Source organism: Variovorax sp. HW608 (assembly GCF_900090195.1).
Classification (GTDB): domain Bacteria; phylum Pseudomonadota; class Gammaproteobacteria; order Burkholderiales; family Burkholderiaceae_C; genus Variovorax.
The window spans coordinates 3557782-3582311 of sequence record NZ_LT607803.1 but is presented as its reverse complement, the minus strand read 5'-3'; the positions used below and the strand labels follow the sequence as shown (position 1 = coordinate 3582311).

22 protein-coding genes and 2 pseudogenes are annotated in these 24530 nt (G+C 61.7%); 13 read left to right on the top strand and 11 right to left on the bottom strand.

The genetic code is table 11. The features are described from left to right. Positions 1–33: 33 nt before the first annotated feature. Positions 34–300 (top strand): annotated as a pseudogene (locus VAR608DRAFT_RS16840) (MFS transporter); the annotation flags it as partial. 8 nt (positions 301–308) lie between these two features. Here VAR608DRAFT_RS16840 and merR read toward each other — a convergent pair. Beyond that, positions 309–704 (bottom strand): Hg(II)-responsive transcriptional regulator, encoded by a 396-nt coding sequence (gene merR / locus VAR608DRAFT_RS16835; RefSeq protein WP_088955099.1) that lies wholly within the window; start codon positions 702–704, stop codon positions 309–311. A gap of 74 nt (positions 705–778) precedes the next feature. On the opposite strand from merR, the pseudogene merP reads away from it, so the two are divergent. Continuing rightward, positions 779–1416 (top strand): annotated as a pseudogene (gene merP, locus VAR608DRAFT_RS38550) (mercury resistance system periplasmic binding protein MerP). Further along, on the top strand, positions 1413–1640 hold the full coding sequence (locus VAR608DRAFT_RS16820) for a GDCCVxC domain-containing (seleno)protein (RefSeq protein WP_088955096.1): 228 nt from the start codon (positions 1413–1415) through the stop codon (positions 1638–1640). The pseudogene merP and the gene VAR608DRAFT_RS16820 overlap by 4 nt, the downstream one beginning before the upstream one ends. 417 nt (positions 1641–2057) lie before the next feature. On the opposite strand, the gene VAR608DRAFT_RS16815 is transcribed toward VAR608DRAFT_RS16820, so the two are convergent. Beyond that, complete coding sequence (locus tag VAR608DRAFT_RS16815; RefSeq protein WP_088955095.1) at positions 2058–3047, bottom strand: AraC family transcriptional regulator; 990 nt, start codon at positions 3045–3047, stop codon at positions 2058–2060. 120 nt (positions 3048–3167) lie between these two features. On the opposite strand from VAR608DRAFT_RS16815, the gene VAR608DRAFT_RS16810 reads away from it, so the two are divergent. Together VAR608DRAFT_RS16810 and VAR608DRAFT_RS16805 are read left to right on the top strand one after the other, a co-directional pair. Continuing rightward, a complete protein-coding gene (locus VAR608DRAFT_RS16810) occupies positions 3168–4223 on the top strand; it encodes a 3-keto-5-aminohexanoate cleavage protein (RefSeq protein WP_088955094.1) in 1056 nt (351 codons plus the stop codon). Positions 4224–4264: 41 nt separating this feature from the next. Further along, positions 4265–5254, top strand: coding sequence for a Bug family tripartite tricarboxylate transporter substrate binding protein (locus tag VAR608DRAFT_RS16805; protein WP_088955093.1), 990 nt, complete (start codon positions 4265–4267; stop codon positions 5252–5254). A 624-nt stretch (positions 5255–5878) separates the two neighbouring features. On the opposite strand, the gene VAR608DRAFT_RS16800 is transcribed toward VAR608DRAFT_RS16805, so the two are convergent. Continuing rightward, on the bottom strand, positions 5879–6583 hold the full coding sequence (locus tag VAR608DRAFT_RS16800) for a TetR/AcrR family transcriptional regulator (RefSeq protein ID WP_088955092.1): 705 nt from the start codon (positions 6581–6583) through the stop codon (positions 5879–5881). 185 nt (positions 6584–6768) lie between these two features. Here VAR608DRAFT_RS16800 and VAR608DRAFT_RS16795 point away from each other — a divergent pair, with 185 nt between their 5' ends. From VAR608DRAFT_RS16795 to VAR608DRAFT_RS16785, 3 genes are read left to right on the top strand one after another with little or no spacing between them, the layout of a single operon-like run. Next, complete coding sequence (locus VAR608DRAFT_RS16795) at positions 6769–7278, top strand: cupin domain-containing protein (protein ID WP_231973536.1); 510 nt, start codon at positions 6769–6771, stop codon at positions 7276–7278. 32 nt (positions 7279–7310) lie between these two features. Beyond that, complete coding sequence (locus VAR608DRAFT_RS16790) at positions 7311–8573, top strand: MFS transporter (RefSeq protein WP_088955090.1); 1263 nt, start codon at positions 7311–7313, stop codon at positions 8571–8573. Positions 8574–8595: 22 nt separating this feature from the next. Next, a complete protein-coding gene (locus VAR608DRAFT_RS16785) occupies positions 8596–10041 on the top strand; it encodes an amidohydrolase family protein (protein ID WP_088955089.1) in 1446 nt (481 codons plus the stop codon). 254 nt (positions 10042–10295) lie between these two features. Here the strand turns inward: VAR608DRAFT_RS16785 and fahA are convergent, their stop codons facing one another. Beyond that, complete coding sequence (gene fahA / locus VAR608DRAFT_RS16780) at positions 10296–11615, bottom strand: fumarylacetoacetase (RefSeq protein ID WP_088955088.1); 1320 nt, start codon at positions 11613–11615, stop codon at positions 10296–10298. A 126-nt stretch (positions 11616–11741) separates the two neighbouring features. On the opposite strand from fahA, the gene VAR608DRAFT_RS16775 reads away from it, so the two are divergent. After that, positions 11742–12542 carry a cyclase family protein gene (locus VAR608DRAFT_RS16775; RefSeq protein ID WP_088955087.1) on the top strand — a complete coding sequence of 267 codons (801 nt, stop codon included), beginning with the start codon at positions 11742–11744 and terminating at the stop codon, positions 12540–12542. A gap of 66 nt (positions 12543–12608) precedes the next feature. Here VAR608DRAFT_RS16775 and VAR608DRAFT_RS16770 read toward each other — a convergent pair whose 3' ends face one another. Both VAR608DRAFT_RS16770 and VAR608DRAFT_RS16765 read right to left on the bottom strand, forming a co-directional pair. Next, a complete protein-coding gene (locus VAR608DRAFT_RS16770; RefSeq protein WP_088955086.1) occupies positions 12609–14030 on the bottom strand; it encodes an amidohydrolase family protein in 1422 nt (473 codons plus the stop codon). A 12-nt stretch (positions 14031–14042) separates the two neighbouring features. Then, positions 14043–14855 carry a TetR/AcrR family transcriptional regulator gene (locus VAR608DRAFT_RS16765; protein WP_088955085.1) on the bottom strand — a complete coding sequence of 271 codons (813 nt, stop codon included), beginning with the start codon at positions 14853–14855 and terminating at the stop codon, positions 14043–14045. 164 nt (positions 14856–15019) lie between these two features. On the opposite strand from VAR608DRAFT_RS16765, the gene VAR608DRAFT_RS16760 reads away from it, so the two are divergent. The 4 genes from VAR608DRAFT_RS16760 to VAR608DRAFT_RS16745 are packed head-to-tail and all read left to right on the top strand — an operon-like array spanning position 15020 to position 19682. Beyond that, positions 15020–16174: an ABC transporter substrate-binding protein gene (locus VAR608DRAFT_RS16760; RefSeq protein ID WP_088955084.1), complete on the top strand. Its 1155-nt coding sequence runs from the start codon at positions 15020–15022 to the stop codon at positions 16172–16174. Positions 16175–16200: 26 nt separating this feature from the next. Then, positions 16201–17085 (top strand): branched-chain amino acid ABC transporter permease, encoded by an 885-nt coding sequence (locus tag VAR608DRAFT_RS16755; RefSeq protein WP_088955083.1) that lies wholly within the window; start codon positions 16201–16203, stop codon positions 17083–17085. Positions 17086–17088: 3 nt separating this feature from the next. Further along, entirely contained in the window at positions 17089–18903 is a 1815-nt protein-coding gene (locus VAR608DRAFT_RS16750) for a branched-chain amino acid ABC transporter ATP-binding protein/permease (protein ID WP_088955082.1), read from the top strand. Next, a complete protein-coding gene (locus VAR608DRAFT_RS16745; RefSeq protein WP_088955081.1) occupies positions 18900–19682 on the top strand; it encodes an ABC transporter ATP-binding protein in 783 nt (260 codons plus the stop codon). Before VAR608DRAFT_RS16750 ends, VAR608DRAFT_RS16745 begins: the two co-directional genes overlap by 4 nt. Positions 19683–20029: 347 nt before the next feature. Here the strand turns inward: VAR608DRAFT_RS16745 and VAR608DRAFT_RS16740 are convergent, their stop codons facing one another. The 5 genes from VAR608DRAFT_RS16740 to VAR608DRAFT_RS16720 all read right to left on the bottom strand — a co-directional run bounded on the left by VAR608DRAFT_RS16740 (position 20030) and on the right by VAR608DRAFT_RS16720 (position 24520). Continuing rightward, positions 20030–20218 (bottom strand): hypothetical protein, encoded by a 189-nt coding sequence (locus tag VAR608DRAFT_RS16740; protein WP_088955080.1) that lies wholly within the window; start codon positions 20216–20218, stop codon positions 20030–20032. Positions 20219–20451: 233 nt separating this feature from the next. Then, on the bottom strand, positions 20452–21459 hold the full coding sequence (locus tag VAR608DRAFT_RS16735; RefSeq protein ID WP_088955079.1) for a YeiH family protein: 1008 nt from the start codon (positions 21457–21459) through the stop codon (positions 20452–20454). A 188-nt stretch (positions 21460–21647) separates the two neighbouring features. Further along, complete coding sequence (locus tag VAR608DRAFT_RS16730; RefSeq protein ID WP_088955078.1) at positions 21648–21851, bottom strand: hypothetical protein; 204 nt, start codon at positions 21849–21851, stop codon at positions 21648–21650. 151 nt (positions 21852–22002) lie between these two features. Continuing rightward, a complete protein-coding gene (locus VAR608DRAFT_RS16725; RefSeq protein ID WP_088955077.1) occupies positions 22003–23637 on the bottom strand; it encodes a 3-(methylthio)propionyl-CoA ligase in 1635 nt (544 codons plus the stop codon). A 31-nt stretch (positions 23638–23668) separates the two neighbouring features. Next, positions 23669–24520 (bottom strand): SDR family NAD(P)-dependent oxidoreductase, encoded by an 852-nt coding sequence (locus VAR608DRAFT_RS16720; protein ID WP_088958825.1) that lies wholly within the window; start codon positions 24518–24520, stop codon positions 23669–23671. Between the last annotated feature and the right edge of the window lie 10 nt (positions 24521–24530).

The following is a 24530-nucleotide window of genomic DNA, read 5'->3' as shown; positions in this document are numbered from 1 at the left end:
TGGGCAGTCTCCGCGGCGTTGTCCGGGTTCGGGATGGCGCTGCTCTACCCAAACCTGTCAGCGGCCGTGGCGGACATCTCGCATCCCTCATGGCGTGGCTCCGCCATCGGCTCTACCGCTTCTGGCCGCGACCTGGGCTATAGCATTGGCGCTCTGGGCTTGGGCCTTGTCGCTCATTTCACCGGGCAGATGGAGTCGGCTTTCTGGTTCGTCGCTCTCTCGATGTTCGCCTCCGGCGCGCTGCTTTGGTGGCTCGGCGAAGAGACCCATCTTCGATTGAATCCGGCAACCGACCCCTATAGCCGCTCTCAATCCGCAGCCAAGGCATGGATGATCGGACAGGTGCCGCGCTCCGATCCGTTATCGCACTGGCGCAGCAGCGCAGCCAGCGCTTTGCGCATCACGTTGAGACCGTCCAGCTTGTCTTCTATGACCTGCAGTTTGTGCGCGGCCAGGTCACGCGTTTCGGCGCAGGCGTGAGCCTCGTCAAGCTTAAGCAGGCTGATGATCTCCCCCAGGGTAAAGCCCAGCCCCTGTGCACGCTTGATGAAGCGAACGCGCCTGACCGCGTCGTCGGCGTATCGACGATGCCCATGCGTCGGCCTGGCCGGCTCCGGCATCAACCCTCGGCGCTGGTAGTAGCGAATCGTCTCGACGTTCACTCCGGCCTCGTCCGCCAGACGCCCTATCGTCAGCTCAGTCATCTCTGCACCCCTTGACTCCGTACCATGGTACGGACTCTAGACTGTCTGGCATCGAACAGTTGCACGACGGGTCAATGCCAACGATCAAGTACAAGGGTTCTCTTGCCGCCGGAGTGCTGGCTGCCATCGGTGCATCGGTGTGCTGCGTCGGGCCGTTGGTGCTGTTAACGATAGGCGTCGGCGGCGCCTGGGTTGCCAGCCTCACGGCGCTCGAGCCGTTGCGGCCGTGGTTCATGGCGGCGACGCTGGTCTTCCTGGGCCTGGCTTTCCGGCAGCTGTATCTGCAGCCGCAGGTCTGCGAGCCGGGGGCCGCATGTGTCGAATCGGCGGTTCTCAAACGCCAACGGCTGATCTTCTGGATCGTCACCTTGGCGCTGCTCTCGTTGTTGTCGGTGCCTTGGCTGGCACCGTTCTTCCTCTGAAGGAGCGCCTCATGCGCAATTCGATCGCCTCTCTGCTGGTTGCCGCGATGCCGCTGGCCGCGCTGGCGGCAACACCTCAAACTGCCGTGCTCGACGTGAAGAACATGACCTGCGAGCTCTGCCCCGTTACCGTCAGGAAGTCGCTGGAGAAGGTGCCCGGCGTGAGCCAGGCGCGGATCGACTTCACCAGAAAGACGGCCACCGTCATGTTCGATGCCGACAAGACGAATACGGCGGCTTTGGTCAAGGCGACGACCGACGCAGGCTACCCCTCGACGGTGCACAAGTGACGAGCACTGCCCCGGTGCTCGAGTCGGTACTGACCTGCCCCAAGTGCGGCCACGCCAGGACGGAACTCATGCCGACCGACGCCTGCCAGTTCTTCTATGAATGCGAGCATTGCAAGGCCGTGCTGCGTCCCCGGGCCGGCGACTGCTGCGTGTTCTGCTCATACGGATCCGTGAAGTGCCCACCCATGCAGATGCAGCAGGGCTGCTCTGCCTGCCGCGGGTGACGGTCGTCTGCGGTTTGGCAGCAGTTCACCGAACTTGCTCTCGGGTAATCAACTGAGGGCGGTCGATCCGCCTCGATCTTGGTCTCGAGAGCGGCACTTCATGGGCAACCTGAAGAGTCGATAGCCACTTGTCGGTATCGATGGTTCGTTCTGCAACTTGGAATCTGTGCTCGGCGCGAGGTCGGCTTCGCAGCGCGAGCGGTAGCCCGCGTTACCTCGCGAGCCGTCAGCTTCGGGGCCCGCTTCCGACCTTCCCCGAAGCAACTGCGCATTGCGGCTCCGCGCCCTTTGCTGACGTACAAGTGGGACAGTCTGTTCATGTGAGTTCTTCTGGGCCCCAGCTGCCTGACCTGCCGGCAGGGCATCCATCCTTGCCATCCGCCGTCGTCTCACTCCCGAATCTAGTCCGTTCGGATCTCAGCCTTGTCTTTGCTTCCAACTCGAAGCCGTCATTCCAAAGTTCTGTCTGAACCAGAAGGCGAAGGAGCTCGGACTCGAGAACCCGAGGAGATCGGCAAGCTCTGCCAAGGAGTGGTCACTGTCGAGAATATGTCGGCAGGCAAACTCGGAACGGACCGCACGCAGCAGCAACGAGAAATTCGTGCCTTCAGCGAGCAGATGCCGATGGAGGGTGCGCCGATCCATCCCCAGCGTTTTGGCGACCTGTTCGACCGTGCAGCGGCCAAGCGGCAGCAAGGCGATGATGACCTGCCGAGCGTTGTAGGCTGAACTCTCACCGGCGCAGGAAAGGGCCTGGTCCAGAAGACGTCGAGCGTAGGGCGCCAGGCGAGAGTCGGCATCGGTCAGACTGGCGTTCAGGTCCTGCGTGGCGCATGCAATGCCGTTGAAGCTTGCATTGAACTCCACGCCAACCCTGAACATCGATCTGTGGATGGTTGGACCATGCGGTGGGCGGTGTTCGAAACAGACAGCTCTCGGTTTCCAGCCAGGCCCCAGCAGCTCGGCGACGATTCGGTAGAGAACCCCGATGGCCAGCTCGATGGACTGGCGCACGGGGTCGCGGTTGTCGGTCAGTATTTCCTCACGGATGATCGACACGTCTTGATGCTCCTCGATACCGGTGAGCAGTTCCGCATTAAGCAAGCGCATGTAGCGACAGAGGTTGTCGATGGCCTCACGAGCGGTTCGAGCTTCTCGCATCACGGCGCTGATCGGCCCCAGATTCGACAGTTTCCGCGTCCTCGCCAATTGGAGCCCGAAGTCCTCGGCCCCTGACGCAGCAGCGGAGGCTTCCAGCAACTGGCGTACGGCCCGTGCGCTGATTGGCGTGTCTGGATCGGCGAGGTGCCGGGGATTCAGGCCAGCCCGTCGCAGCATCGCGTCAGGGTCGAGCCCGACCCCTCGCGCCAGCTCGGCATAGCCCGTGAGGCTGGCGCTTCGAAGCATGGGTACGGAGCGCTGCAATGTGTGTCCCCGTTTCGACATTCAATGTCCCGGAATATACATTCCGATGGTGCCGTCGTCGACAAACTTCACTCACCGAAGCAACCCTTTTCAGGAACAGACATGAACTTCCTCGACGGCTCTCTATTTCCCGAGAACCAGGACAAGCTGGTCATCACCGCTGCACCCTACGGTCCGGAGTGGTTTCCCTCCGACTTCCCCGAAGACATCCCGGTCACGATGGAAGAGCAGGTGCAGAAGGCGGTCGACTGCTACAACGCCGGCGCGACGGTGCTGCATCTTCACGTGCGTGAACTGGACGGCAAGGGCTCCAAGCGCCTGTCGATGTTCAACGAGTTGATCGCAGGCGTTCGCCGCGCAGTGCCGGACATGGTCATTCAAGTGGGCGGCTCGATCTCCTTCGCCCCTGAAGCCGATGGAGCGGCCGCGAAGTGGTTGAAGGACGACACGCGCCACATGCTGGCCGAACTCGATCCCAAGCCGGATCAGGTGACGGTCACCGTCAATACGACGCAGATGAACGTCGTGGAGCAGATGGACATCCGGGACATCGCCGGCACCTCCATGGGCGGCGAGACCTATCAGGCCTACCGCGAGATGATCGTGCCCTCGGGCCCCGGCTTCATAGAGGAGCACATTCGGCGGCTGAGCGCCGCCGGCATCCAGAGTGCCTTCCAGTTCTACAACATCAACAGCTACGAGTCCGTGGAGCGCCTGATTCGGCGCGGCGTCTACAAGGGCCCGCTCGTGATGAACTGGGTGGCGATTGGCGGTGGCATGGATGCACCCAACATCTACAACCTGGCCAATTTCCTGCGCGCCATCCCGGACGGCGCAATGCTGACGGTGGAAAGCACCATGCTCAATGTGCTGCCCATCAACATGATGGGCATCGCGCTCGGCCTGCATGTGCGCTGCGGCATCGAGGACAACCTCTGGAACCAGACGCGCACCGGGAAGATGTCGACTGTCAGGCAGATCGAGCAGCTGGTGCGAATCTCGCGCGAGTTCGGGCGCGAGATCGCCACGGGCAAGGAAGCCCGCGAGATCCTGAAGATCGGCGTCTTCCACGACACCGTGGAGGAAACGCTCGCCGCCAACGGATTCGCGCCCAACCCCTCGGGTCGTCAGCAGGGATATTTGCGAAAAGTGGCCTAGCACTCGCCGTTCCAGATTCAAGCCGACAAGACGGGCACATCATGAACAGTTCACTGCTTCCCCACCCTACACGGCGCGCCATGCTGGCCGCAGCAGCCCTGAGCGCCTTCGGCATTGCGGCTCGAGCGCAGAGCTTTCCCAGCAAGCCGCTGCGGGTGATTGCCGCTGGCACGGCCGGGGGCACCGCCGACATCGTCGCGCGCCTGATTGCCGATCCGCTGTCAAGGGGCCTTGGCCAGACCGCATTTGTCGAGCCCAAGTCTGGAGCGGCTGGAGCGATTGCTGTCAACGACCTGCTGCAGTCGCCGCACGACGGTCACACGTTGCTGGTAGGCGTCAACTCGCTCGTCAGCGAAATTCCGCATGCCGTGAAGCTAAAGATCGACATGGGGCGCTCGCTGCAGCCGATCGTCGAGCTGGCACGCAGCGGCCTCGTGCTCGTGGCCAACGCAGGTTTCCCGGCCAGCAACCTCAAGGATTTGATCGCCTACGTGAAGGCCAATCCGGGCAAATTCAGTTATGCCTCGTACAGTCCCGGCACGCTGAGCCACGTACTCGGCCTGCTGCTCAACAAGGAGGCCGGGCTCGACCTCATACATGTGGGCTACAAGGGCTCCTCGCCGGCGCTGATCGATGTGATGGGCAACAACGTGCCGCTGATGTTCGACGGCATCGGCACGTCGCTGCCGTTGCTCAAGAGCGGCAAGATCAAGGCGATCGCCGTGAGCACGCCCAAGCGCTCGCCCCTGCTGCCCGACGTGCCCACTTTCACTGAGCTCGGGTTTCCGAATCTCGAGGGGATGAGCTGGATGGGCCTGTGGTGCACGCCCGACGTGCCGAGCGTTGCGCAGGCGCGGGTACGCGAGGCTGCTCTGATGATCTTGACGCAGCAATCGGTGCGAGATCGCTTCTTCGAACTTGGCTTCGAGGTTCTAGCGCCGCGCAGCGTCTCCGAGATCGTGGCCAGCCTGAAGGCCGACTCAGACCGCGTCGGCTCCATGCTGCAGTCGATAGGGTTCAAGCCGGAATAGAAGAGTGCCTCTTGGCGAAGTGCCGCCGCCAGTCTGGCGTTCGAGGAAGAGCGGCCAAGATGAACGGTCCCCTCTATTGCGATTGATCCGAATCAATGGCCGGTGCCCTCAGGGGCGAAGCTAAGCTAGATTTCCTCGTCGCCATGGATGGTGATGATAGGCGCGCCCGATCGGTTGCCATATCTGAAGTCGGCCGACAACCGCGCGAGCGGTGCGATCGTCATCCAGATGGAGATTGTGTGATCGTGATGCAGATCGCCCGCATGGCGAAGTCCGGGCTTGCCGGCGATGTGATCAGCCGCTTGAATTTCGCAGATGCTGCCTATTGGACGGGGCGCGTGAACAACAGGGGAGGACCCGATCCGCTCTCGTCGTGCTCCGGACTGCGACTTCGCAGCGTGAAGCGTCCTTCAGGAGTGCAGGGTGGAAGGGCGGGTACTGCCCTTTGCGGACCTTGGTCCGAGTCATCGAAAAGACCGCTTTCGAGTCGAGCGGTCGCTCCATTTCGCTTGGGGTCGCTCTCTGCCCTCTAGCCTTCTTGGACGCCCTCGTCGAGCCAACCGGCCAGCGTGCGCACCGGCTTCAGCGTGAGAAGCCTGACCAACGCAAGCTAAAAACTGAGGTTCATGTTTGCCGTTGCCGCTGCGGGCGCTGCTTGGCTACTGGCGCGGGACCCCGCATCGCTGCTGCGACATAGGCGATCAACTCAGCCTCCAGTTCCTTGCGGTTCGCGGGATCCGCAATCCCTCCAGAAAGGCGTGCCACGCGGCTGTCGCGCGCCTTGTCCGTGACCGACATGAACACGGTCGTGGCCATGAAGTTGTAGCGCCAATACAGCGTCTTGAGTGTCGTGCCTGGAAGCGCATCGCCCAAGGCGCTGATGAACTTGCGCGCCATGGGATCGAAATGTTGCTCCATGATCTTCGTGGTGATCGGTGACGGACTCATGCGATTGAGCAGCAGAAACTGAGCAAGAAGTTCGCCGTGAGTCTGCTCGTTCGGCGCAAGGTATGGGTGCAGGAATACCTGAACGATTTCCTCGACGCTCGCCACATCACCTCTCTCACGTGCGCTCGCACACAACTCATCCAGCGCGCGCGACCGTGCGTCGTTGACCCGCTCAGCCAAGCTTGCGAAGACCGCTTCTACCAGCACGTCCTTCGAGCCGAAGTGGTAGTTCACCGAGGCCACGTTGACGCCCGCGAGGGCAGTGATGTCGCGCAGCGAAGCCTTTTCAATGCCGTGCTGAGCGAACAGCGTCTCCGCCGCCCGAAGAAGCTTCTCAGTGGCCAAGGAGTCCTTGGGAGTTCGACCGTTCGCCATCGTCATTCCCCTTCGCGAGGCAGCCGGGGCGGCAGTTCGCGCTCGGCAGACAGTTCCGCGCCAGAAGCAAGGGATTTCCCTAAGCACATATTTCAAACACCTGTTGGAAACTGCTGTTGGTTAACGATACCACTGTTTCAAGACCTATGTCAGACATCTTCAAACCCGGTCTGCCTCCTATCCGACGCTTGGTGACCGCGATCGACGCCGAGGGGCGCTCCACGTTCCAATCTGTTGGCCCATCGCCGACGACGCGCACCTCGGACGCGCGGCCCGGCTACCTCGTGACGGAAATCTGGCGAACAACTGAAACGCCGGCCCGCATCGAGGCTCCCGACACGATCGCCGAACATGTCGGCATTCGACCCCCCAGCGGAGGGTCGGTCCTACGCATCATCGACTTTCCGCCCGATCCGACTGATCCGGAAGAGTTCGCGCGCGGCGTGCAGGCGACCTTCGCCCGCACCTTTGGAAACGACGCTCATCGCGACGGCAAGGGAGACCCCGCCATGCACACGACCGATTCGATTGACTACGCAATCCTGTTGGCCGGTGAACTTGTTGCGCTCATGGACGACGGCGAACACGTGATGCGACCGGGCGACGTGCTGATTCAACGCGGCACCCGCCACGGCTGGCGCAACCGATCCAAGGAAATGGCGCGAATTGCCTTCGTGCTCATCGACGGTCATCGCGAATAGTGAAACCTGCCCACACATGCGAGGTTTATGACATGAACAACACCGCCAACGGATTGAACGCAGTGGCACCCAACTACGACGATAGCGTGGGCGAATTTTCGCGCGGCTGGCTGGTCCTGCTTGCGTGTCTGATCGGCGTCACTGCAGGATTCAGTTCGACCTACTTCTATTCTTCCGGCCTCTTCCTGGTGCCCGTGGCGAAGGAACTGGGCCTGACCCGTGGGCAGGTGTCGATGAGCCCGCTCTTTTGCTATCTGACGGCCGCCGTGGTGGCACCCGTTATCGGTCGTGCCGTCGATCGCTTCGGGCCCATCATGATCTCGCTGGTCTCGGGGTTGGGCCTGTCGCTCGGCTTCTTCCTCTTGGCCAACTTCACGCAAAGCCTATCGACATTCATCGCCTTGTCGATGCTGATCGCCATACTCGGCGCCGGCACCACGGCGGTCTCGTTCAGTCGAATGATCGTGGCCACCTTCCGCAAGCGCCGTGGCGTCGCCTTTGGCATCATGCTGACGGGACCGGGCGTTGGCGCCATCCTGATTCCCGCGCTTCTGTTGCCGTACCTTGCCGAGGCGGGCTGGCGAAGCGCCTATCAGGCCTTGGGCATCGTCGTGCTGGTGGCCTGCGCCGTCGTGGGCTGCATCCTGTATACGCAGCGCGCCCTCATTGCAGCAGGCAGCAAGGATGCCGCGTCGAGTGAAGTTCCGAATGCTTCGGTGCGGACCATCTGGCTCAGTGCACCGTTCTTGCTTCTCGGAGGTATCTTCCTGCTCGCGGCGCTAGGCGTCATCAGTGTCGTCGTGCACTTTGTCCCGATGCTGGTCGATGCAGGAATCACTGCGGCGAGCGCTGCAAAGCTTGCTTCGTCGATTGGCTTTGCCGTCATCTTTGGCCGACTCCTCACGGGGTACCTGCTCGACAAGATCGATGCCGAACTGATTGCGCTCGGCATGTTCGGCCTGGTCGTCGTCGGTCTAGCGCTGCTGGCACTTGGCGGAAGTGCAATGGCGCTCCCGGGAGCAGTGATCTCCGGCCTGGCCGTCGGCGCCGAGATCGACCTCCTGGCTTTCCTGACGGCACGCTACTTCACTGTGCGTTCCTACGGGACCGCATACGGCGGCATCTTTGGCCTGTTCCTGATCGGTGGCGCCATCGGCCCAGGCATGACTGGGAAGCTGTATGACATCACGGGCTCGTACAAGGTGCCGCTGATCTGCGCAATCGGCTTTATGGCGGTCGCTTGCATTCTTCTATATGCACTCCGCGTAGGTCGCAGCCGCTGGCAGAAGATCTAGACGCGCAAACAAGGGAAGTCCCATGAAAACACTCATTCGAAACGCATTCGTCGTCTCGGTCGACCCGACGATCGGCAACGTAGACGGAGCAGACATCCTGGTCGAGAACGGGCGCATTACTGCAGTGCGGCCCGACCTCGCGCAAGAGGTCGACCTCGCCGCATGCGAAGTCGTCGATGCAACCGGCCACATTGCTTCGCCGGGCTTCGTGGATACCCATCACCACGTATGGCAAAGCGCGGTGCGCGGCATCACCGCGGACTGGTCGATCCGCGACTACGTCTCTGGCATCAGATTGTTCGTTGCATCGTGCTACCGCCCGGAAGACATGTACGCGGCACAGTTGGGCGGCTTGCTCCAAGGCCTGCGCGAAGGAGTGACCACAACCGCTGACTACTGCCACAACCTGAACTCTCCCGACCACGTCGAGGAAAGCATTCGAGGCAACCAGGAGTCGGGGGCACGGGTGGTCTGGAGCTATGGTTTCAATCGGCCGCCGTTGCCCAATCCCGCCTTCACCAGCCTGCAGGATCGGGAAGACTACCTGCGTCGCACAGCAAGCAAATACTTCGCGTCAAAGGACAGCTTGCTCACTCTCGCCGTTTCGCCCGAAGAGTCATGGTTCTGGGCCGATCGCGCGTACGGCGCTCGACAGTTCCGTGTGGCGCGCGAGCTCGATGCTCACATCTTCTGGCATGCCAATTCCACGCGAAACATCTTCGACGGCACGCCTCGACGTGATGTGGGCCAGCTCGTGGAGGAAGGGTTGCTGGGTTCCGACCTCACGCTTGTGCACATGAATCACTCTCAACCGGACGAGTGGCACGCAGTGGCCGACGCGGGCGCGCATGTCTCGATCACGCCGGAGACAGAGCTTCAGATGAACATGGGGTGGCCCGTCATTGAGGAGACGCGACGCCACGGCATCAATGTGGGCCTGGGTATCGACATTCTTTCGAACAACAGCGCCGACCTTCGCTTCCAGCTGCGATTGCTCCTGCAAACAGGTAGGCGCATGCTCACCCAAGCCGAATCGGGCAAGCTTGATAAGGGTGTTCCGATCAGCTGCGCCGAGGCTCTGCATTGGGGAACGTTGGGCGGAGCGCAGGCGCTGGGCCTTGGCGACCAGATCGGCTCGCTCACGCCGGGCAAGGCGGCCGACATTCTCTTGCACGACGCCCGTGGTCTCTCGATGCTGGGCTGGCCCAGAAGCAATCCTGAGGCCGCAATCCTGCTGCACGGCGGCGCAGACACTCTCTCCACGGTCATGGTCGGAGGTCGCTTCGTCAAACGAGATCATCGACTCACCTGCGACGAAGGAAGGGCTGTTTCGTTGTTGTCCTCAACGCACGATCACCTGCTCGCCCGATTCGAGGAGCAAGGTGGCCTCGCCGCGGCGATGGACAAGCCTATCGACAGATATGCGGGTTCCAGTGATTCGAAGGAGGGCCGGGTCATCCGGGTGTAGTCGAAGGAGCGCGCTCAGGGCGCGGAAGCTGACGAGTTCGTAAACCGTTGGCTTCGTCATCCAACCAGTTGCGGCCTACGGGCCGCTTTTTCTTGGCACGGACGCTTCTGCGGGGGAGGCAGAGAGGACGGCAACCGGCTAGCGACATCGAGCCGCAGCCTGAATGACTTTAGTGGTGGGGAGAAAAGGAGAAGCGGATGCGGTGAGACGCGCCACCAATCAGTGGCGGTCTCCCGGGAGGTGCGCGATCGCGATCAGGCCTGCGCTACGAGCACCCTGCCGGTTGAACGGCCGAAGCCGATCGAAACGCAACCTGGTGCGGTCGCTTGCGCAGAAATGATCAGCTCATCTCCGTCTTCGAGGTACCCCCGGCTCTCTCCGTTCGGCAGAAGAATCTTCCTCTTGCCACCGAGTGTCAGTTCCATCAGACAGCCTAGTTCGGCCGAATTCGGGCCTGAGATCGTGCCGGTTCCGAGAAGATCGCCAGTCTCAACCGCGCACCCATTGCTGGTCTGGTGAGTCAGCATCTGGAAGGCGGTCCAGTACTGGTCCTTGAATTGAGGCTGTGAGATCAACGTGGCTGCTTCGCCGGCGGCCCGCATCGTTGGGGTCAACAACCGAACCTCGAATTCCAGAGACAGCCCACCTTTTGCCCGATCCTTCGGATCGTTGAGGTGGCTCAGGAGCTCGGGCGCACCCGCCTCTCGAGGTGCTGCAGGAATGCGAAATGGAGCGAGCGCCTCCAGCGTGACCACCCATGGGCTTAGCGTTGAGATGAAGCTCTTGGCAAGGAAGGGGCCGAGAGGAGCGGATTCCCACGATTGAATGTCGCGGGCCGACCAGTCGTTCAGGATTGAAAAACCAAAGATGTGATCTGGTGCGTCTTGAAGGCTGATGCGTTCACCCAACGCATTTCCCTTGCCAACATACACACCCAATTCGCATTCAAAGTCAACGGCCTCGCTCGGCTTGAAGACTGGTTGGGAGGAGCCCTCCGGAAGGAACTGACCCATAGGCCGCGCGAACTCAGTGCCGCTCACAACCAGCGTCGATGCGCGGCCATGGTAGGCCACGGGGAGAGAGTGGAAGTTCGCGAACAGCGGGTTGTCCGGACGCTTGAGCTTGCCGGAGTTGCGTGCGTGATTGACGGAGGTGAAGAAGTCGGAGAAGTTGCGAACATCAACGGGCTTGAGCATGTGTGCTTCATGGCGAGGCGACAGGCAAGCCTTCAGCGCTTCACTCACGCGCGAGTCCTTCCGCAGGATGCGCGAAAGGCTCAGACGCAGGGCCGATGCGGACTCCCGCGGCAGCGCCATGAGATCGTTGAGCCAACCGAGCCGGCATGCCGCCACAGCCTCCGCGGCCTTGCCATCGAGAGCGCCCGCCAAGACCGCCGCTTCCAAGTCGAGCACGGAGTCTCCGATCGCGACGCATGGTACTGGGCGTCCGGAGCGCGGGGAAATGAATCGCCCGTAGGGCAGGTTCTGAATGGGGAAGCTCGCCGCGTCCGGCAAGGTGGAAGGAACCCAAGTTCTCAGCTGGGCGTCATGGGTTTCGTTGATGTCGGGCGCCATATATCTCCTTGAAGAATAGGTCAATCGTATAGTAGATGAGTCGGTGTAGCAATGGAGGTTTGACTCTATTGATGCGGCACGTGGTGCGAACACAATTGGTCATTCATATAGTCAATAGGAGTTGCCATGAACATTTCCCCAAGTCGCCGTTTCGTCGATCTGTCGGTCGTTTTCGAAGATCGCCCCACGAGCCCCCCGGGCCATCAACCCAAGATCGACTACGTGGATCACCGCGGCTCATTCGAGGTCTTCAGCCGTGCCTTCGGCGGCCTTGAAGAAGGGGATCTGCTGGACGGCGAGGGCTGGGCGGTGGAGAGGGTTTCCCTCAGCACCCACGCGGGCACCCATATGGATGCGCCGTGGCACTACCACTCCACGACCAACCATCGACTCATTCCAGGCGGAGAGCCGTCCCCAACGATCGACCAAGTCCCGTTGGAGGTGTGCTTCCGGCCGGGCGTCAAGCTCGATTTCCGACATCTGGATGCGGGCTACATCGTGCAACCCGAGGACATCGATCGGGAGCTGCAGCGCATCGGTTACCAGATCCAGCCGTTGGACATCGTGCTGGCCAACACCGTGAGCGGCCAGCGTCACAGAGATCCGGACTTCGCCGACTGCGCCTGCGGATTTGGCCGAGCAGCTACGCTACATCTGCTGGAGATGGGGGTGAAGGTAGTCGGTACCGATTCCTATACCTGGGATCCGGCGTTCAAGGCGACGGCCCAGCGCTTCAAGGAGACCGGCGACCGGTCCCTTCTGTGGGAAGGGCACAAGGCGGGCAGAGAGATGGCGTACTGGCAAATGGAAAAGCTGTGCAACCTCGAACAGCTCCCTGCGTTCGGGTTCACCGTCATTTGCTTTCCGGTGAAGATCCACCGTGCGTCTGCCGGATGGACGCGCGCCGTCGCGATCCTGGACAACTGAAGAAAGCGGAAAGGCCAGCCGCGTCAGCGACTGGCCTTACCCAAGGGCTTCAGGCCCTTGCCTCGATCAGTTCCCGTAGTTCTCCCGCTGGTATCCCTTGGTGGAGCGCAACTGGTCGATGTTGATCTCCCGGTACTGCCTTTCCAGTCGCTCTCTCGAAGCCCAGACCTGTTCGACGATCGACGGTTGTTGCACGCCCAGCAGTGCCCCATTGCGCTTGATTGCGCGTCCGTCGACCCAGACGCTGTCCACATCATTCGGCGTGGCGTAGTGCACGAGCGTGGCTTCCGGGTCCCATGCGCCCATGGTGTTGAAGCTGGTGCGTCGCACGCAGATGACGTCCGCCTTCTTGCCTGGCGTGAGGCTGCCGATCTTTGAATCGAGCCCGATCGCCTCGGCTCCGCCCATCGTCGCGACGCGGAGCACATCGCGGCAGCGGAACTCCAGCCGTCGCGGAATCTGATCGTTCTTGAAAAGCACGTCGTTGTCCGCCCCGCGCTCTTCGACCAAGGCAGAGCGCATGGGGTGGAACATGTCGCCGCCGATGTTCGAGACGATGTCGACACCCAGTCCGATCTTTGCGCCGGCTCGCAGCGCGGCCCCGAGGATGGGCCTGCCCATTCCCATCTGCACCTCGATCTCCGGCGTAGCCGAAATCGCTGCACCGTGGTCGCGCACCATGCCCAGTTCGTGCCTGCTCAGGGAGTTCCCATGTACGAGCAAGATGTCCGGCCCCAGCAACAGGGCCCTGCCGAGGTTGGTGGTGACGGACGGGCGAACATGGACGCTGTGGCCCCCCATAGCCACGTGGCAAGAGATGACCTTTGCGCCGATCTCGCGACCAAACCGCACTTCCTCGGCGACCGCTTCGAACGCCGGCTTTTCCACCTCGGCTGGGGCAAGTCCCATGTAGACCGGACCGTCATCGCTCGCGAGCGCCCCTTTGCGAATTCGCCTGGCGTCATCGAGGCGCCAGCTCGGATCGAAATCGTCGAAACGGAACGGATGATGTTTCGGATTGGGAAAGAGCCCGTAGCACCAGACCGCTCGCCCGCCGGCTTCCCGCAGGCCGCGCAGGGCCTCGTCGGCGTGTTCAGGGGAGTTGAGGATGTGGCAGTGGTCCACGATCGTCGTCACGCCCGCGTTCAAGGCCTCAAGGGCGCCCGCGTAGTTGCCAAGGAAGGCGTCTTGCGGCTCGTAGAACGAGCTATAGCCAAGGCGAATGTTCAGGCCATAGTCCGACAAGGTGTAGTCGGAGGCGACCGTGCGTAACTGGGTCTGCCACGTGTGTCTGTGGGTGTCCACAAACCCGGGGCAGACGACCATGCCCTTCGCGTCGACCACTTCGGCATCTGCAACCTGCAGATTGGGGCCGACCGCTTGAATGACATTTCCTTCGATCAGAACATCGCCCACCGGCAGATCAGGGATGGAGGGATCGATCGTGAGGACATGCCCCCCGCGGATGAGGGTGCGACGTGAAGACATCTTGGGTTTCCTTCAGGTTTTACGGGTTGCGATTGATTTCGCAGTGGCCGGTTTGGCCTTGCGACGTGATGGGGACGTTGGCGGCGAGTCGGTCGGCGACTCGGCCTGCTGCGGGTAGTTCGCATCAGGCAGCGGTAGAACAGTTGCCAGCGACCTGGGTGTCAACGCGAGCGTTCCTGCTTTGCTCATGGCTGCGATCCGCTCGAACGCACCAGTGAGGAAAGGCACGAGCAGCGACATCACCGTTTTCACATCGTCTGGGTCCGCTTCGTTGTTGGACAGCAAGCGAACGCGACCGGTCGGCGAAATCGCGGCAATCATCGATCCCACGGCAAACACGTAACACCACGCCAATGTGGCGCGATCCAGCTCGGGCAATGCCAGGTGCAAGACCCGGAGCGTTTGCCTGGCGATCGGATCGGTGAAGGAGCGCGATATGTTCCGCGCATGTGGCTGGGGATCGTTGGTCACTTGCGCGATCAACTGAGCGTAGTAGTTGCCCCCGGACGCCTTGTCTCGGGAGAGCAGAACAGTGGGCTCCAAGAACGCCTGCAAGACGTCCTCGACAGCGGGCTTGCCAGACGGCTTGCAATTGACCTCCACCGCGTCCAGCAGTGCGAGTCGGCGATGGTTGATCGCGACGATCCGCCTTTCCATGACGGCGGAAAAAAGAGCTTCTTTGGTCTTGAAGTGGTACTGGACCAGCGAAACGGAGATGCCGGCGCCTTCGGCGACTTGGCGCATCGAGACGCCGTGATAACCGCGTTCCGCGAACTGAGCCTCTGCCGAGTCCAGCGCCTTGACAAAGGGATCGCTGCGGCTCATCGGGCCAGCTCCGTCGTCTTCCAAAAACTATTCATGTGACCTACTTTCATACGAATACCCTCCAGTGACATATAGGACAAACACCTATCACGACGCCAACTTGTGGCCTATACGATTGACCTAACGAAATCGAGCTTCGCAACTTTAACCCTCAGGAGACCCTTATGTCCGTTGCACCCGACCGAACCCGCCGCGGCTTGATTCAGGCCGCAGCCCTTGCAGCAGTGTCCACGACCTGGTCGGCGCGCGCGTTCGCCCAGCAGGGCCCCCTGAAGATCGGGATGATCGCGCCTCTGACGGGCGTTGCAGCAGCATTCGGTACCGAGTACGCCGAGGGCGCCAAGGCCTATGTCAAAGCCTGGAATCAGCGAGGTGGCTTCAAGGGCCGGCCGGTCGGCTTCGAGCTGATCGACGACGAAAGCACCTCGGTTGGCTCGCTGAGCGCGTTCAAGCGGTTGGCGAGCGCACCGGACACCTCCCTCATCTGGCTGGCGAGTGCCTCAAGCGCAATCCTCGCGGTTAAGGCGGTCACCGACGAATACAAGGTGCCCGTGATCTGCGGGGGGATCGTGGATCAGATCGGTGTGCCTCCGGCGCCCTATCTTTTCAAGGTGGCGCCGGGTACAGCCGACTTCCAAAAGGCGCTGATCGTTTGGATGGCCAAGAAGAACTTCAAACGAATCGGCGTCATGTACCCGAATGACGGCTACGGCCAGGCGGAGATCCTCACCATCAAGAAGCTCGCAGCCGACAACGGCGCCGAGATCGTGGCGGCCGAAACGTTCCAGAACCAGGACACCAACTTCGCGACGCAACTCACCAAGCTGCGCGCTAGCCGCCCGGATGTGGTCTACATCGCTGCTGCAGCGGCGCCTGCGATCCTGATCTACAAGCAGTACCGGCAGCTGCGCCTGCCGTTCCCCCTGGCGATGACCCAGGCGACCATCTCGCGAACCTTCTTCGAGAGCATTGGAGGAGCAGCCAACGCCAAGGGCCTGTACATGGCGACGAACATCGGAAGTCTTGGCGCGGGCGTCCCTGGTCCATCCGGCAAGCTGTACGCTGAGATGGAAAAGGCGCTCGAGAAAAAGGGGACCCTCTTCACGACGTTCGGCTGGGATCACGGCATCCTGACGGAATGGGCGACGGCCGCGGCGGGACCTGATCGAAAAGCTCTTCGGGACAAGATCGAACAGGCCAAGGACGTGCCGGCGATCAACGGGCCGTTTACCTACACACCCGAGAACCACATCGGGCAGGACTACCGAGGCCTGACCGTGGCTGAGCACGACGGCGAGCGCTTCGTCATTGCGCAATAGGCGACAAGCGTCGCGACAGGCCGCCCATGGATCTGCAATCCCTTTCCCAGTTCTTCTTCTCTGGCCTGTCGACCGGGTGCATCTATGCGCTGGTTGCCGTGGGCTACGTGCTGTGCTTCAACGCGACCGGCGTCATCAACTTCGCTCAAGGCGAGTATGTGATGGTCGGCGCGCTGGTAGCCGCGTTCGCACACGCGCATGGACTGCCACTCACGATCGCGATCGCTGCGGCGGTTGCCGCTGGCGGGCTCGTCGGCTTCGCACAGGAGCGACTGACTCTGGCTCCAATTCGCAGCAGTCCGGATTTCATCAGGGTCACCGTCACCTTTGGCTTCGCGGTAGTACTGCGCGGACTCGCGATGGTCGTTGCGGGCGCAGACCCATTGCCGCTTCCAGGCTTCAGTGGCGATGACGTCTTCGAACTCCTGGGCGCGTTTCTCGCATGGCAGATCGCGTGGGTGTGGCTGCTCACCATATTGGTACTTGCGATCGTCTTCTACTTCCTGATGCGTACTCGTTGGGGTCGCGCTGTTCGTGGTTGCTCCGAGAACCTGATGGCGGCGCGACTCATGGGCATCGCACCCGAGCGCGTGGCGCTGCTTGTTCTATCAGTCGGCGGTGCGCTTGCCGCCCTCGGGGGCGCAGTCGTCGCGCCCATCACGTTGGCGTCCTGGACGCTCGGGATCGACTTCGGGCTGAAGGGATTCATCGCAGCCCTGCTCGCCGGATTTCGATCACCGCAAAAAGCGGTCGCGGTTGCGCTCAGTGTTGGTGTGATCGAGACGGCCGCCGCGGGACTCGTCTCTTCCGGGGCACGCGACATCATCGTCTACGGATTGCTCCTGGCCTATCTACTCATTTCCGCAGGCGTCTCCAGCAAGCGCCAGCAACTCACCATGATTGGTCACTAAGTCATGCTGGCTCGTTCTCTCTCTGGCGAACGCCTCGCCCTGGTGGCGTTCATAGCGCTGATTGCCGTAACGCCACTCTTCGTCCAATCGGAATACGTCCTGGGAGTACTGATCGTCGTTGGAATGCTGGCCATCAGCGCGACCGGCATGGTGCTCATGTTCGGCCTGGCGCATCAACTTGTACTCGGCCAGGCAGCGTTCTGTCTCATTGGCGCATATGGGTCGGGGTTGCTCACGTTGAAAGCCGGATGGAGCCCATTGCCAGCGCTATTGGCATCGGCTGCCATCTCGATGATCTCCGCCTATCTGCTTGGCAAGCCGATTTTGCGGCTTCGAGGATTCGTCCTGGCCATGGCCTCGCTCGCGGTCCAACTGATCCTGATTCACGTCGCATCGGAATCGATGGAACTCACTGGTGGCGCAATGGGCCTCACGGGCGTGCCTGCCTTCTCCGTGCTCGGCTGGCGCTTCGAATCGGCCGCTTCGTTCTTCTACCTCGTATGGGCGTTCGCGCTGCTCGCGGTTTTCATCTGCCGCAACATCGCTGTGTCGCGCATAGGCCTGGGCCTGCGAGCAATCGCGACGACAGAGGCCGGAGCCGCTTCCGTTGGAATCGACATCGCAAAGCAGAAGGTTCGGATGTTCGTGCTTTCGGCGGCGATGGCTTCTATCGCTGGCAGCCTGACCGCACACTACTTGCGGCTGATTGAGCCGCAGGTCTTCAATCTGCAGTACGGCTTTGCAATCCTGACCTCCGTCATCATCGGCGGATTGACATCTCCATGGGGAGGCGTCATTGGCGCCGCATTGGTGACGGCCTTGCGCGAGGGCATGAAAGGCTTCTCCATGCCGCTGCTGGAAATGCTGATCATGGGCATCGCCACCGTGCTCGCGCTTATCGCGATGCCGGGTGGGATCGTCGGAACGCTGCGCTCCTGGCTGTCGCGCGATCGCTCGGACGCTGCACGTGGTGCTGCGCCATTGGCGGCAGGGGCAACCCCGAAGGAAGTCGCAAAGCTTCCAATGTCGACTCGAACCGACCGGCAACCCTCCGGCGACCTACTCAAGGCTTCGGACGTCTCGATCGCGTTCGGCAGCCTCAAGGCGGTGGACAGTGTGAGTTTTGCTGTGCCCGAAGGACAGATTACGGCCTTGATCGGGCCCAACGGTGCCGGCAAGACGACCACCTTCAACCTGTTGTGCGGTTACCTGCCGTGCAGCTCGGGGAAAGTGATGCTGGACGGTCGCGAGATCCAAGATCTTCGCGTTGACGAGATCGCGCGCCTGGGCGTTGCCCGAACTTTCCAACTGATCCAGCTGTTCGGTGGAATGACCGTTCTCGAAAATGTCATGGCCGGACGCACTCGATTCGCGCATGCTTCGATCGGAGCGATATGCGCGGCAACGCCGCATGCCCGCCGCGAAGCTGCAGACGCACGACTGCAAGCCATGAAGTATCTCGAGTTCGTCGGACTGAGCGAGCTCGCGGGCGCATCGCCTCAGAGTCTTCCTTTCGGCCAGCAACGGCAGGTGGAGTTGGCCCGCGCGCTGGCTTGCGAGCCACGACTCATCATCATGGACGAGCCGGCTTCAGGGTTGAACGACAGCGAAACCGAGGAACTTGCCCGACTCATCGTGCGCATCCGCGCAGCTGGCACTACCGTGTTGCTCGTCGAGCACGATCTACGTCTTGTCATGGGCCTCTCGGATCACGTCGTGGTGCTGGACCGCGGACGCAAGCTCGAGGAGGGACCTCCCAATGAAGTACGCAACGCCAAGAGCGTCATCGACGCCTATCTCGTAGGGAGCAACGCATGACCGACCGAGCACTTCTTGAAATCAGCAGCCTCGTTTGCGGTTATGGCCAGTCGACGGTCTTGCATGGCGTAGATCTCGTAGTGCGTGAGGGTGAAATCGTGAGTCTTCTCGGCGCGAACGGCGCCGGCAAGACCACCATGCTCTCAGCGATCTCGGGCCTCCTTCCGGCAACGGCTGGATCGATCCTCTTCGATGGGAAGGAGATAACCAATTGGCCGGCCGCCTCTATCGTGCTGAAGCGCTTGATTCAGGTGCCCGAGCGGCGGCAGTTGTTCTCTGGGATGACGGTCGAGGACAACTTGCTGCTGGGCGCCTTTCATCAGCACGACAGAGGCGTGATCCAGAGCGATCTCGAAAAATGCTATGAAGCGTTCCCAAAGCTCGCGGAGCGCAAGTCGCAACTGGCACGATCCATGAGTGGAGGCGAGCAACAGATGCTGGCCATTGCGCGAGCGATGATGGCTCGACCTCGCTTGCTCTTGCTCGATGAGCCCTCTCTGGGCTTGGCGCCCATCTTCGTCAATGCGGTGTTGGAGCTGACGCGAAAGCTGAGGGATCAGGGCTGTACCTTCCTGCTCGTGGAGCAGAACGCCCGTGCGGCGCTCGCAGTTTCGGATCGAGGCTATGTGCTTGCCGCAGGTCGCATCGTTACCGAAGGCACTGCGGCCGACCTGCTGTCTGACTCGTCAGTTCAGGAGGCATATCTGGGCAACGAGTCCGCGGGCGAAGGCGCGATGGAGGCGCGTATCCGTGCATTTGCTGCGCAGACATCTGCGTGAGATCTAGCCCTGTCCGATAGGACACCATGTGGTTCCTATTGCGGTCCCTCAGCAGAGCAATCTGAGCTGCAGGTCTGCAGCGTGAAGCGTCCTTCGGAAGGGCAGGGTGGATGGGTGGGTACGTGCCCGTTGCGTTCCTTGGCCTGCGCTTGGGAAGGACCGCTGTCGGGTCTACTTCATCCTCTACGCCCGCCCAGAAGGATGGCAGGGTGCTTGGTTGACGTGCTCGGGACTGCGATTCAAAACAGCGACGCCTTACTGTAATTTCGAATTCAATTCGTCTACTTTTGCGTTGCTCGGTAGCCGGTACAGAGCCGTCCCATCACTCGGTGCCTTCGTAGACGACGTTACTCCGAGCTCTTTTGCTTCTGACCAATCAGATCAGAGTACAGCGTCACCAGGTATCTTGCGTCGCCTCTGGCTCTTCTCTCCGCGGCATCCGCATCGGCGGAGTTGTTGCCGACCAATCTAATTGCGTCTGCCTCGAGTGCTGCTTTGATGATCTCGAAGGCCTGGGCTTCGTTGAAGTGCTCCATGGGAGTGCTTGCCCACCCGGGGCCCACTGTTGAAGAATGAGGAATTTACTCGGCGGACGCCCGCCATGCCAGCGGCCACGTGAGCGATCGCATCAAGGCATCGCTGGATGCGGGCATGCATGCCATCAACGCCCACCAATCGTGAGGCACCTAGCAGTTCAGAAGTCAGCAGACGGAGCTTGAGACTGCGAAGGCCGTCGTTGCCATCGACACCGGCAGGTCTCCCGTAGTGCTTAGCCCGCTGCATGCAGAAAAGTGAGAACCAGCGCGGCCAGAAGGATGGTCTCGCACAGGATCAGGGCTATGGGCCGAATGCCGACGTTCAACAGTTCCTTCGGTCGCGTCTTCATGCCGATGCTGGCCACCGCCACGACGAGCAGCCATCGCGACACGTCACTGCCCAGTTGCTGCGTGCTTGCAGAGAAGCAACCGACGCTATTGATGCACACAAGCACCGCGAAACCGGCGACGAACCATGGGACCAGTGGGGGACGACGCGATCCTGCAGCGGCGGTGGCACGTGTCATCGCCGCAGTCAAGGTGACGATCGGCAGCAGCATGGCGACCCTCAGCAGCTTGACCAACGTGGCCGTGTCGCCAGTCTCTTGCGACATCGAATAGCCCGCCCCGACGACCTGGGCGACGTCGTGAATGGTTCCACCCAGAAAGATGCCAGCCTTGTGCGGATCCAATGCCATCCAGCGGGCAATCGTCGGGTAGGCGACCATGGCGAGGGTGGAGAGCGTGCTCACAGCGATCACCGTGAGCATGGTGGCGCGCTCCTTTTGAGGGTGCGGAGGCATTGCACTTGACAGCGCCAATGCAGCAGATGCGCCGCAGATTGCGGTCGCTCCACCTGTAAGCAGTCCGAAGAGCGGATCAAAGCGCAATGCCCTCGCAGCGTGCATTGATAGGGCGATGATCAGGATGACCGAGAGCGAGATGAACGCCACGAGCGGCCAGCCGAGCGAAAGGATCTGCGGCAAGGTAATCCGCATCCCGAGCAGCGCGATGCCGGCACGCAGCATCGTCTTTGAGCAGAACTCGATCCCCGGCGTGCAGCGCACCTCGGTCGACATGAAATTCATGGCGATGCCGAGCAGGAGTGCAATCAGCATGACGGGCGCGCCGTGGTGTTCTGCGACCCAGGTTGCGGCTGCGGCAACGACGCCGCATGCCAGTGCGCCTGGGAGCAGGCGTCGGCTGCGCTCGGGCCATGCGCCCAGTGAAGTGGTGGCCATGGGATTCGCTCAGGCCGTCGGCAGCGGGTGCCGCTTGAATCGTTCGCGCAGTTCGTTCTTGAGCATCTTGCCGTTCGGATGAACAAATGCCCGGCAATTTACGAAGCGCCGGCCTCTTCGGAAGCCGCCCCCGCTACGCAAGACGATGGCCGAAGCGACCTCCTTTGAAGAGACAGGCGACATCTTTCCTACCTCTTGACGAGGTCGGCGCACGCCATATCTTTTCGAATGGCCTGGTCTTGCTTGTTGCCTACTGGCACATTCTGAGTGAGGTGCGTCACACAATCCTCTTTCGTGAGCGCAGTGGTCAGCTTTGCCTCTGTCCCGGATGCACAGGCGCTCAGATTGCTCGCGACGATGGCGACGATCGCGATTGAAATCAAGGTCTTCAAGGTGTCTCCTTTTGAGATGATGAAATGATTATGAAATTCGCTTCGAGCACTGCTGGTCGTCTACATTGATGGCCCCTCCTCGCATCGTCTCGGCGCTCCGCTCTCAGAGACGAGATTCCGGTCGCTTGTGCAGCGCGAAGTCGCTCATGCCCTACGCCCAGGCCGTCGCCAGCGGATGGCTCTTGAACTGCTCTCGCAACTTGTTCTTGAGCATCTTTCCGGTCGCGCCCAGTGGAATGGCTTCAACGAACGCGACGTCGTCGGGCGTCCACCACTTGGCGACCTTGCCCTCGAAGAAGGAAAGCAAGTCATCGCGCGTGAGCTCGGCGCCGGGCTTCTTCACGACCACCAGCAGCGGCCGCTCATCCCATTTGGGATGGGGCACGCCGATGCACGCAGCCATCGACACCTGGGGGTGTGCCATCGCGATGTTCTCGATGTCGATCGAGCCGATCCATTCGCCGCCGGACTTGATCACGTCCTTCGCGCGGTCGGTGATTTGCATGAAGCCGTCGGCATCGATCGTGGCGACGTCGCCGGTGGGGAACCAGCCGTCGACGAGCGGGTCGCCGCCCTCGTTCTTCAGATAGCGTGACACGACCCAGGGACCGCGCACCATCAACTCGCCACTTTGCTTGCCATCCCATGCGAGCTCGGCACCGTGCTCGTCGACGATCTTCATGTCCATGCCGGGCACGGCGCGGCCCTGCTTGGCTTGGATCGCGTAGCGTTGCTCGCTCGATAGCGACGCCAGGTCACCCTTGAGCACGCAAGCCGTTCCCAGCGGGCTCAGCTCGGTCATGCCCCAGGCGTGGATCACCTGCACGCCGTGCTTCTCCTGGAAACAGCGCATCATCGCAGGCGGGCACGCCGCGCCGCCGATCACGGTGCGGCGCATGGTAGAGAACGTCAGGTCATGAGCCTCGACGTGTGCCAGCAAGCCCTGCCAGACGGTGGGCACGCCTGCAGACAAGGTGACGCCCTCCGACTCCAACAGCTCGTGCAATGACCGTCCGTCCAGGCCCGGGCCGGGAAGCACCAGCTTTGCGCCGACCATGCAGGCGACATAGGGCAGCCCCCACGCATTGACGTGAAACATTGGCACGACCGGCAGGATCACGTCGCGCGCGCTGCAATTGAGCGAGTCGGGCAGTGCCACCGCATACGCGTGCAGCACCGTCGAGCGATGGCTGTACAGAACCCCTTTGGGATTGCCCGTGGTGCCGCTCGTGTAGCAGAGCGTCGCCGCGGTGTTCTCGTCGAACGTCGGCCAGACGTAGCGGTCATCGTGCGCGGCGAGCAAGTCCTCGTAGCACAACAGGCCGTCAATGCGGCTCGAGGCGGGCATGTGGGCGCGGTCCGTCATCGCGACGAACGCCTTGATCGTCGTCATGCGCGGCGCGACGGCTTCCACCAACGGCATGAAGCTGAGGTCGAAGAAGAGCACCTGGTCTTCGGCGTGGTCGGCGATCCATGCGAGCTGGTCCGTGTGCAGCCGCGGATTGAGCGTGTGCAGCACGGCCCCCGAGCCCGACACGGCGAAGTACAGTTCCATGTGGCGGTGACCGTTCCAGGCCAGTGTACCGATGCGGTCGCCGGACTTCACGCCCAGCGCGATGAGCGCGTTGGCCATGCGGCGTGCGCGCGATGCGAATTCCCTGAAGCTCTGGCGATGAATGTCGCCTTCGACGCGACGCGAGACGATCTGCTGGGCGCCGTGATGGCGCTCGGCGTGCGTCAGCAGCGATGAGATCAGCAGCGGTTGCTGCATCATCTGTCCGTTCATTTGATACTTCCTTTTTGAATGGCAGTCTTCGTCAGATCACAGCGCCGCCATTTGGACTGATCACTTGGCCAACCAAGTAGTGATCGTCTGATGCGAGATACACCGCCAACGATGCATATTCCGCCGGCTGACCGATGCGGCCTGTCGGGATCAACTGGAAGAGGCTGTTGCGTTGTGCCGCAGTCGCGGTGTCGAGGTAAGCCTGAAAGGGCGGCGTCAGCACGGCTCCGCACGCGATCGCGTTGACATGTATGTTGGCGCCGGCGACATCGAGCGCCGTGGTCTTGGTCAGGCTGATCACCCCCGCCTTGGTCGCGGAATAGCCGGGGCTATGCATGCTTTGCGTTCCTAGGCCGGCGATCGAAGCGATGTTGATGATCTTGCCCGAGCGTCGTGGCTCCATGATGCGCAGAGCCGCGCGCGTGCAGAAGAACACGCCATGCATGTTGACGTCCCACCATTTGAGCCAGTCTTCATCGCTCAACGAAGCAACGATGCCCAGTGACTGCCTCTCCATCGGCGTGGTCAGGTAGGCGTAGTGGCGGTTACGTCGTGATTCCTCCGCGGGTGAGGTCGGGACGCGGGCCGCGTTGTTGACCAGGATGTCGACTGTGCCGAACCGCTCCGCCGCCTGGGAGAACATCGCATCGACGGCCGCACTGTCGGACACGTCGCAGCGCAGCGCCAAGCATTCGACTCCGGTCGCAGCAAGTGCCTTCTCGGTATGAGACAACGCTTCGGAATCGATGTCACAGACGACGAGATTCGCCCCTTCCTGCGCCATCGCCAGGGCAATAGCACCGCCGAGGCCCGGTCCTGCGCCGGTGACCAGCGCGACTCGCCCGGCCAGGCGCCCCTGTGCTGCATTGCTTGATTTGCTCATGAGAAATTCC

What these genes read in the sequence shown, in the direction of transcription:
- VAR608DRAFT_RS16745 (WP_088955081.1), top strand. Translation starts at nt 18,900, where the DNA reads ATGACCGACCGAGCACTTCTTGAAATCAGCAGCCTCGTTTGCGGTTAT.
- VAR608DRAFT_RS16760 (WP_088955084.1), top strand. Translation starts at nt 15,020, where the DNA reads ATGTCCGTTGCACCCGACCGAACCCGCCGCGGCTTGATTCAGGCCGCA.
- fahA (WP_088955088.1), bottom strand. Translation starts at nt 11,615, where the DNA reads ATGGCGCCCGACATCAACGAAACCCATGACGCCCAGCTGAGAACTTGG.
- VAR608DRAFT_RS16740 (WP_088955080.1), bottom strand. Translation starts at nt 20,218, where the DNA reads ATGGAGCACTTCAACGAAGCCCAGGCCTTCGAGATCATCAAAGCAGCA.
- VAR608DRAFT_RS16775 (WP_088955087.1), top strand. Translation starts at nt 11,742, where the DNA reads ATGAACATTTCCCCAAGTCGCCGTTTCGTCGATCTGTCGGTCGTTTTC.
- VAR608DRAFT_RS16750 (WP_088955082.1), top strand. Translation starts at nt 17,089, where the DNA reads ATGCTGGCTCGTTCTCTCTCTGGCGAACGCCTCGCCCTGGTGGCGTTC.
- VAR608DRAFT_RS16755 (WP_088955083.1), top strand. Translation starts at nt 16,201, where the DNA reads ATGGATCTGCAATCCCTTTCCCAGTTCTTCTTCTCTGGCCTGTCGACC.
- VAR608DRAFT_RS16735 (WP_088955079.1), bottom strand. Translation starts at nt 21,459, where the DNA reads ATGGCCACCACTTCACTGGGCGCATGGCCCGAGCGCAGCCGACGCCTG.
- VAR608DRAFT_RS16790 (WP_088955090.1), top strand. Translation starts at nt 7,311, where the DNA reads ATGAACAACACCGCCAACGGATTGAACGCAGTGGCACCCAACTACGAC.
- VAR608DRAFT_RS16770 (WP_088955086.1), bottom strand. Translation starts at nt 14,030, where the DNA reads ATGTCTTCACGTCGCACCCTCATCCGCGGGGGGCATGTCCTCACGATC.
- VAR608DRAFT_RS16805 (WP_088955093.1), top strand. Translation starts at nt 4,265, where the DNA reads ATGAACAGTTCACTGCTTCCCCACCCTACACGGCGCGCCATGCTGGCC.
- VAR608DRAFT_RS16800 (WP_088955092.1), bottom strand. Translation starts at nt 6,583, where the DNA reads ATGACGATGGCGAACGGTCGAACTCCCAAGGACTCCTTGGCCACTGAG.
- VAR608DRAFT_RS16720 (WP_088958825.1), bottom strand. Translation starts at nt 24,520, where the DNA reads ATGAGCAAATCAAGCAATGCAGCACAGGGGCGCCTGGCCGGGCGAGTC.
- merR (WP_088955099.1), bottom strand. Translation starts at nt 704, where the DNA reads ATGACTGAGCTGACGATAGGGCGTCTGGCGGACGAGGCCGGAGTGAAC.
- VAR608DRAFT_RS16810 (WP_088955094.1), top strand. Translation starts at nt 3,168, where the DNA reads ATGAACTTCCTCGACGGCTCTCTATTTCCCGAGAACCAGGACAAGCTG.
- VAR608DRAFT_RS16815 (WP_088955095.1), bottom strand. Translation starts at nt 3,047, where the DNA reads ATGCTTCGAAGCGCCAGCCTCACGGGCTATGCCGAGCTGGCGCGAGGG.
- VAR608DRAFT_RS16725 (WP_088955077.1), bottom strand. Translation starts at nt 23,637, where the DNA reads ATGAACGGACAGATGATGCAGCAACCGCTGCTGATCTCATCGCTGCTG.
- VAR608DRAFT_RS16785 (WP_088955089.1), top strand. Translation starts at nt 8,596, where the DNA reads ATGAAAACACTCATTCGAAACGCATTCGTCGTCTCGGTCGACCCGACG.
- VAR608DRAFT_RS16765 (WP_088955085.1), bottom strand. Translation starts at nt 14,855, where the DNA reads ATGAGCCGCAGCGATCCCTTTGTCAAGGCGCTGGACTCGGCAGAGGCT.